Below are 7,543 nucleotides of genomic sequence, written 5' to 3'. Positions count from 1 at the left end.
CCGCAGACCTGGTCGGCTTGGGCGGACAGCAGGAGGTTGATGGTGTCCTGGAGCATCTGGCGCATCAGATCGGGTGAGGCTTGGGCCAGCAGGTCGTCGAGGTATCCGGTGGGGTCGATATGATTGGGCGCGGAGGCCATCGTTGGTGTCCTTTCGAGGATGTGTAGGAGCTGAGTCGAAAGGTACCGCGGTGGTCTCCTTGCTGGTCGGCAGGGGGGGTTCACCAGGCGGTAGCTGTACACCACACTATTGGACGCAACCGCTCAAGTACGTCATCCAATGTCGTTTCCGGCTCAATCTCTTCCCACTTGTCGGTGTAAAACCACCAAAGATATCCTGCGATTCGGTAGTAACTCATTCGTTGGAGAGTGTGCTTTAGTTCTACCGAATTAGCCTGAAGCCCCCGCCCCTTCAGTTTTTCTACTTGCTTATCTATCGATAAAGATGGCTTTTCATATCTAATTTTCGACAAAAGAAACCCGCCTATTTGAGGATCTACCGTTTCCAGAAGATTAACCTTGGCGGGTCTTGTTGTCTTTGATATTAACTCAAAGTTGGCTAAAAATCCCAAATATACGAATCGTGTTGCCCACTTTCCTACCGCAAAACCTCGCGCAGCTCTGCCAGCACCGACCGCAGCTTTTCCCGCGAGTGCGCGCCGAGTCCGATGACGATACCGGCACGCTCAGAGGCACTCCAATACTGGTTCAGTCCCTCGACCTCAAGGCCGCGGGCGTGGCAGCGCGCGATGGTTTCCGCCTCGTCGCCGTCCAGCTCGATCACGGCGTGTAGGCCACCGTCCATAGCAATTCCATTCGGGAAATACTCGGCAAAAATGGCCCTGCGCTGGGTGTACTCGCGACGCATCCGGGCGGTGTGTTTGCGCACGCCGTCCACCTCGAGGAAATTGGCCATCGCGTCCTGCACGATACCGGAGACGGGAAGGGCATGCGCGAGCACGTCGTCGCGAAGCGAATCGGGCACGACGAGATAGCCGAGGCCGAGCGCGGGTGTGAGTGTTTTCGCAAACGAGCCGAGCAGTGCGACGGAGACGTTCGCGCCAAGCGCTGCCAGTGCTGGGTGGGTACGGCGCAGCTCGGAGTCGTAATCATCTTCGGCGATGATCGCGCCGGAATTGCGCGCCCACTCGATCAATTGGAGGCGCCTGGCCGCGGACATCTGGCGGCCCGTCGGGTACTGATGATTCGGCATCACCAGCACCACCTTCGGCCGGAGGCGCTCGAGCGTGGCAATGTCGATGCCCTCCTCGTCGACCGGCACCTTGACCACCTCGCGGCCGAGGCTGCGCGGGATCTCGTGCAGCGTCGGAAATCCGGGATCCTCCACGGCGACGGGGCCGTCGGTGGCCAGCATGATCAGTCGCAGGCCGTCGCGGGCACCGAGCGTGACGACGATCTGCTCTGGCGACACATTCACCGCACGCGTCAGGCGTAGGTGTTCGGCCAACAGCTCTCGCAATCGTTGGCTGCCGGGAACCGGATGTGCCTGCGGCTGGGCCGCGGCGATGCGCCAGGCGCTGCGCCACTCGCGGGTGGTCAAGGCGTTTGTTTCGGGAACGCCGGGGCGCAGATCCCCTTTGAGCTTGGGTTTCTTTGGCGGGGCGAGCGCGCGACGTTCCTGGCGCAGGGGCTCGGGAAGCGCGGGGTTGACCGCGGTGCCGGCTGGCGAGGTGATCAGATAGCCCTCGCCGGTGAGCTGCTCGTAGGCCGCAACGACGCTGCCGCGCGAGACCTGGTGCTGCTGGGCGTAGAGCCTGGTCGAGGGCAGCGGGTCGCCGGGGCGCAGGGTGCCGGAGGTGATGCGATCGCGAATGCGCTCGACGATCTCGGCGGGGATACTCACGGCGCGCGCTCCTGTGGTCTCGGTGGTCCAAAATTGTGGGCATAGTGTGGCCTTAACTTTAGACCGGCGGGCCCGCCAAGATGGAATCCATGCCGAAAACAACTTTGAACAAAACCGACCTGACCAACTCGCTCAAGGGCGGGGTGATCATGGACGTGGTCACACCCGAGCAGGCCCGCATCGCCGAGGACGCTGGTGCCGTGGCCGTCATGGCGCTTGAACGCGTCCCCGCCGACATCCGCGCCGAGGGTGGCGTGGCGCGTGCCTCGGATCCCGACATGATCGAAGGCATCATCGCCGAGGTCTCCATCCCCGTGATGGCGAAGGCGCGCATCGGCCACTTCGTCGAGGCACAGGTCCTTGAGGCACTCGGCATCGACTACGTCGACGAGTCCGAGGTGCTCTCCCCCGCTGACTACGTCAACCACATTGACAAGCGCGGTTTCGAAACGCCGTTCGTGTGCGGTGCGACCAACTTGGGCGAAGCCTTACGACGAATCAACGAAGGCGCCGCCATGATCCGCTCCAAGGGCGAAGCTGGAACCGGAGATGTCTCCGAGGCGACCAAGCACATCCGGGCGATTAAGGCTGAGATTGCAGCGCTGTCGTCGCAAAGCGAAGATGCGCTCTACGTTGCCGCGAAGGAACTCGCCGCACCCTACGACCTGGTCAAGCAGGTCGCGGCCGAGGGCAAGCTGCCCGTACCGCTGTTCGTCGCCGGTGGTGTGTCCACCCCGGCCGATGCCGCGATGATGATGCAGCTCGGCGCCGATGGTGTGTTCGTAGGCTCGGGTATTTTCAAGTCCGGCAATCCGGAAAAGCGCGCGGCCGCGGTGGTCAAGGCCGTGGCGAACTACAACGACGCGGGCGTGATCGCGGATGTCTCGCGCGGGCTCGGCGAGGCCATGGTGGGTATTAACGTGGCGGACTTGCCTGCGCCGCACCGGTTGGCGGAGCGTGGGTGGTAGGGCGATCTGAGCGCAACGGTACCTTTTCACACCAGGCAAGACTGGAGCTGCCAGGGCTGACAGCTCATAACCACGCAGCGTAAGCTGAATTTAAGTATTCCGGCACCGCGATCAAACTGGGCCAATCGTACGTGCCATCTCCCTGAGAGGGGCACCGCATTGATCCGCATCGATAAGACCGTAACTATTAGGAGACCTGCGCACGAAGTGTTTGCCTTCGTCGCCGACCTAACCAATGGTCCGCTGTGGCAGGACGACCTCAAAAGCGCAGTCCGAGTGGGAGACCAGCCGCTCGGAATCGGCACCGTTCACGAGTTCACACGCGTAATCGCGGGGCGCACGTTCACATCGAAATCGACCTTTGTCGAGTACGAGGAGGGAATACACGTCCGGTTCGTTATCGATGACCGGCCCGCATCTGGTTGGGCGTCCTATACGGTCACCGAAAAATCCCCAGGGATCACGGAGCTACGCTCGCAACTCGAATTGAGCCTGTCGGGGCCGATGCGCGTACTTCAGCCGATCATGAGGCGAAGCATTCTGCGCGGGAATGAGCGAGAATTCGCAGCATTAAAGGAACTCCTAGAGGCGATGAACAACTGAATTCAGCGGCCCCTGCAGTGCGCTCGGACGTAGGATAGTGAGAAGCTCAAAACTGAGTTGCCCGCCTCACTACGAACGGTATTCATGAATCAGATCTACTTCGACGAACCGCAGACCCCTACGTGGGCCGATGTATTTCCGTGGATGGGTCCGCTCCCATGTCGCAACGATCCGGCATCAGAGACCAACGCCGAAGCGCTCGGCAGCATCGCATCCTCCGCGGCTCGCAGCCACCGAACGCACACCATTGCGGAGCTCTTTTCTTCGCTTCACGACGATGTGCAGCTCCAGCGCCTGGACCTATCGGAGAAGGCCGAGCGCAATCTGCGCGCCCACGATATTTACACCGGACGCGAGATCAAACCTTTAACTATTAGCGAGATCTCGGATTGGCGCGGATTTGGCGAGGGCGCTTTAACCAAGTTCCTCACGCAAATAGCAACGGCAACGGTCCGATATGCCCTCGAAGGCGACAGAGTCTGGAATCCCGGCGACGCGGTTCCAGAATCTATTGCTCAAAACCGCCCTGCGGAAGAGATTGCACAGGCCCTCGAAGACCTCGCAGAGTGGTTCATCGCAATTGGTGCACCCGAGGTTCCCATGCTGTCGGCCGAGGGCCAGTCGATGGGTACGGAGCGCACCACCGATATCCACGACGATTTTCTGTCGCTAACCGCACTTGACGTGCTCACCCCGGAGAAGCAACAGTCGCCCATCGCGTCTATGTTCAGGGGAATCATCGAGAGGCTCGAAGAACGCCAGCTACAGATCTTGGACCAGCGAGTTTTCTCGCGGGAGCCTCGAACCCTCGACGACATTGGCCAAGACTTTGACCTGACTCGCGAACGAGTCCGCCAGCTGGAAAAACAGGCAAAGGAACACATCTCCCAGGCCCTCGACGAGAGCGAAATCATGCAGGAACTTCTGGCCTTGATCGCGAGAAAGGTAAAGGAAATTCGGCCCCTTGAAGATCTTCTCCTTAGCTATCCAGCGCTGCGGGAAAATATTCACGGAACTGACAAACCTTTGTGGTTTATCCTGAGCCAATTGGACCGCGACTATTCCCGGTTCGATTACGTCCTCGAGGATGGCTGGATCCTTCCCCGCGGGAAGAAGGTCGCCATTGATCGGACTAAAGAGGCATTGCAGACAGAAGCGAATGAGTACGGCGTTCTTCCGATCGACCAGGTGGATATCGTCGCAACGCAAAACGTTGATGCTGACGAGGCCAACCTGTCCTGGCTGAAGAACTGCAAAATCATGGTTGACGATACCTATGTATATCTCAAAGCCGGGAACCACGGCGACCGGGTTGCCGCAATCCTCTCTATCAGTGGCACTCCCCTTTCCACTGAAGCGATCGAATCCAAGCTGCCGAATAGGGCGAATTTCCGCTCGGTGCTCAATGCGATCCAGGCCGACGAGCGCATCACCCGAGTCGACCGCGACGTTTATGCGCTCGCAGAATGGGGAATGCCCGCTTACGTTGGCATTAAGTCCTCGATCCAAAACTACCTCGAGGACCACGATGGGGAAGCGCCTATCGGAGAAATGGTGAAGGAGCTCACCTCAAAGTTCGATATTTCACCAGCTAGCGTTCGCGCTTATGCCGCTGCCCCGCCTTTCAAAGTTGACGACGGCATCGTTTCTCTTGCCAAACCCGGCACACGCAGCAAGAAGCGCCCACAGGACACAGCCCGGCTATTCCGCACCGAACAAGGCTGGAAATATCGCATAACGGTCAACTCCGAGCACCTGCGAGGCAGCGGTTTCGGAGTCCCGATGTCTTTCGCAACGATGCTGGATATGCAGTTTGGTGATCGTCGTGAATTTGCTCATCCCCTGGGGCACCAAACCGTTTCCTGGACCTCCAATATCGTCACCACTGGATCGATCCGACGCATTCTGCACGACCAGAACATCCCTGAGGGCGCCGAAATCTTCCTCTACTTCGGCGACAACAACACCTTCGAAATCATCGAGGCACAGAAACAGCCCCAAAACTTCCTGGCCGAACCAATGCAGGAAGTCGCGCGCCTCATCGATGCCTGCCACTCCGACTCCTTCGACGATATCTACGCAGCCTTATGCCGTGCCGTCGGTGCCGCTCCGACGATTATGCCTTTCCCGCTAGCCTCGCTTTTGCGCGCCAAGGGCGACACCGACATCGCAAAAGCGCTTGGCATCGCCGTTGACAATGCCAAGCGCTCCCCGCGTTAATCCGAATTAATCCACAAACCCGTGACGCGCGCGCTCGGTGCGCCCGTGCGTCAGCGCGTAGTACACGCCGGCCAACACAACCACACCAGCAAGCGCCCAGTACATGGTGCCAAAGCTTATCGACGACAAAACGGCGCCCAACAGGATCGGGCCGATACCGAAACCAACGTCAACCATGAGGAAGAGCGTGGACAGCGCCGAGCCAAAGGAGTGACGGTCGGCAACACCCACTGAAATTGATTGCGCTGCCGGCATGAGTGCGCCGTATCCGACGCCGCTGAAGCCACCGGCGACGATGACGTGCCAGTTCTCGGTAGCAACGGCCAGGATCACCAACGAAACTATGAAGAAAAACAGGCTGACATAAATAACCGCGTTGTCGCCCTTCTGATCCTGCAGCTTCCCCAGGAACGCGCGCGAAAGGAACATAGTTACTGCGTAGGCGATGAAGAAGAAGGCCGCACCGGTGACCACGTTGCGATTCTCAGCGTAGGCATTCACAAAGGTCATCACCCCGGAATAGGCGAAGGCGACAATCAGCATGAAAATCGCAATCGGCAGCACCTTGGGATTGATAATCGAGCGGAAGCTGAACTTCACCGCCCCGCCGGAAGTAGCAGGCGAAGAGGTGCGCGAGTACAACACGATCGCCGCGAGCAATCCCACCAACGACACAGCGAGAGTGACATAAAACAGCATGTCGTAGCTGAACCGGTTCACAATCATCAACGACAGCGCCGGGCCGAAAGCGGCAGCCAATGTCGTTCCCAATGAAAAGTAGCCGGTACCTTCGGAGCGTCGTTGAGCGGGAATCAATGCCTGTACCATGGCCATGATCGCGGTCGTGGCGAACGAGTAGGCAGCGCCGTGCAGGAGTCACACGACGAGCAAGGCTGCCATTGAATTCGCAGGAATATAAAACGCAACAACGATCGTGGTTACGACAACGGCCATCAACGTGATGCGTCGGCTGCCCATGCGGTCGACTACATAGCCGGTGAACAAGCGGGCAGCGGTCGCACCGATCACGAACGAGCTGGCAGCCAGGCCGCCCATCGTGTTCGACGCCTGAAACTCCGTGACGGCGTAGAGCGCCATCGTGGTGATCAGCGAATAGAACACCAGGAATTGCAGGAAGTTCGCTACCCATCCCATCACAAAGGTGGGTGTGAAAATTTTCGGTTCACTTCCGCTTTGTTCGGTTGTCTCGTCGACCACGTAGGCTCCTTCGTCGTAAAGCGACTGCACTATGCAATTGAATAGGAATATCAATCTACCAGATGAATTGCATTGTGCAACTTCGCTGGTAAAGTGAGGATGTTCCCGATTCAGGAGTTGACCTTGCCTTCGATTTACGACCAGCTCGCCTACGAGTTCGTCCTCATGTCGCGCTACAGCGTGCAAAATCTGCCCGCATTCGGGCGCGCCAGCACGATGGATCGCAGCGCGCTAATCCTGCTCGCACGCCTTGAGGCGTCCGGCCCAATGAGCGTCGCCGAGCTCGCGGACGCGTTCGAGCTGAACACGTCGACAGTTCATCGTCAGGTCAAGGCGGCAGAGGCGAACGGCCTCATCGAGCTTATCGACGACCCCTCCGGCGCCCCCGCAAAACTGCGGTCAAGTCCTTTTGAGTGGTGTATCCGCCAGCGGTTGACTCAGCGATGAACTGACCGCTGACGGAACAGGATTCCTTACGCCACCAGAGCCTCCTGACCGTCACCGACAACGACGCCGACGCCGTCAGCTGCCCGGGCCTTCGCCAGCATCTCCGCCGTCGAGGACAGCATCGCCAGAGGCATGTACCGACGCTGCTGCATCCAGTCCTCATGCTGCTCAGCCAGCACTGCCCCGACCAACCGGACCACCGAATCACGGTCAGGGAAGATCCC

At 59.2% G+C, this 7,543-nt stretch carries 6 protein-coding genes and 2 pseudogenes; 4 read left to right on the top strand and 4 right to left on the bottom strand.

Annotated elements, in window-relative coordinates; genetic code table 11:
* Both A37O_RS16530 and pdxR read right to left on the bottom strand, forming a co-directional pair.
* Positions 1-140 (bottom strand): annotated as a pseudogene (locus A37O_RS16530) (IS256 family transposase); the annotation flags it as partial.
* Positions 141-597: 457 nt separating this feature from the next.
* Positions 598-1,863: a MocR-like pyridoxine biosynthesis transcription factor PdxR gene (gene pdxR, locus A37O_RS0109225; RefSeq protein ID WP_018297221.1), complete on the bottom strand. Its 1,266-nt coding sequence runs from the start codon at positions 1,861-1,863 to the stop codon at positions 598-600.
* Between the two features lie 89 nt (positions 1,864-1,952).
* On the opposite strand from pdxR, the gene pdxS reads away from it, so the two are divergent.
* From pdxS to A37O_RS0109210, 3 genes are all read left to right on the top strand, one after another.
* Positions 1,953-2,831 carry a pyridoxal 5'-phosphate synthase lyase subunit PdxS gene (pdxS, locus tag A37O_RS0109220; RefSeq protein ID WP_018297220.1) on the top strand — a complete coding sequence of 293 codons (879 nt, stop codon included), beginning with the start codon at positions 1,953-1,955 and terminating at the stop codon, positions 2,829-2,831.
* 159 nt (positions 2,832-2,990) lie between these two features.
* Positions 2,991-3,434, top strand: a complete 444-nt coding sequence (locus A37O_RS15180) for an SRPBCC family protein (protein ID WP_033378006.1) — start codon at positions 2,991-2,993, stop codon at positions 3,432-3,434.
* Positions 3,435-3,518: 84 nt separating this feature from the next.
* Positions 3,519-5,654, top strand: coding sequence for a sigma factor-like helix-turn-helix DNA-binding protein (locus A37O_RS0109210; protein WP_018297218.1), 2,136 nt, complete (start codon positions 3,519-3,521; stop codon positions 5,652-5,654).
* A 6-nt stretch (positions 5,655-5,660) separates the two neighbouring features.
* Here the strand turns inward: A37O_RS0109210 and A37O_RS15695 are convergent.
* Positions 5,661-6,809: pseudogene (locus A37O_RS15695) on the bottom strand (MFS transporter).
* Positions 6,810-6,995: 186 nt separating this feature from the next.
* On the opposite strand from A37O_RS15695, the gene A37O_RS15170 reads away from it, so the two are divergent.
* On the top strand, positions 6,996-7,319 hold the full coding sequence (locus A37O_RS15170; protein ID WP_245533823.1) for a MarR family transcriptional regulator: 324 nt from the start codon (positions 6,996-6,998) through the stop codon (positions 7,317-7,319).
* Between the two features lie 26 nt (positions 7,320-7,345).
* On the opposite strand, the gene A37O_RS15165 is transcribed toward A37O_RS15170, so the two are convergent.
* Positions 7,346-7,543: transposase (locus tag A37O_RS15165; RefSeq protein WP_211208369.1), on the bottom strand; the 198-nt coding region annotated here is incomplete at its 5' end.

This window comes from Corynebacterium lubricantis DSM 45231 (assembly GCF_000379425.1).
Taxonomy (GTDB): Bacteria; Actinomycetota; Actinomycetes; order Mycobacteriales; family Mycobacteriaceae; genus Corynebacterium; species Corynebacterium lubricantis.
The sequence above is the reverse complement of the archived record's forward strand: the minus strand, read 5'-3'. Positions and strand labels throughout refer to the sequence as shown.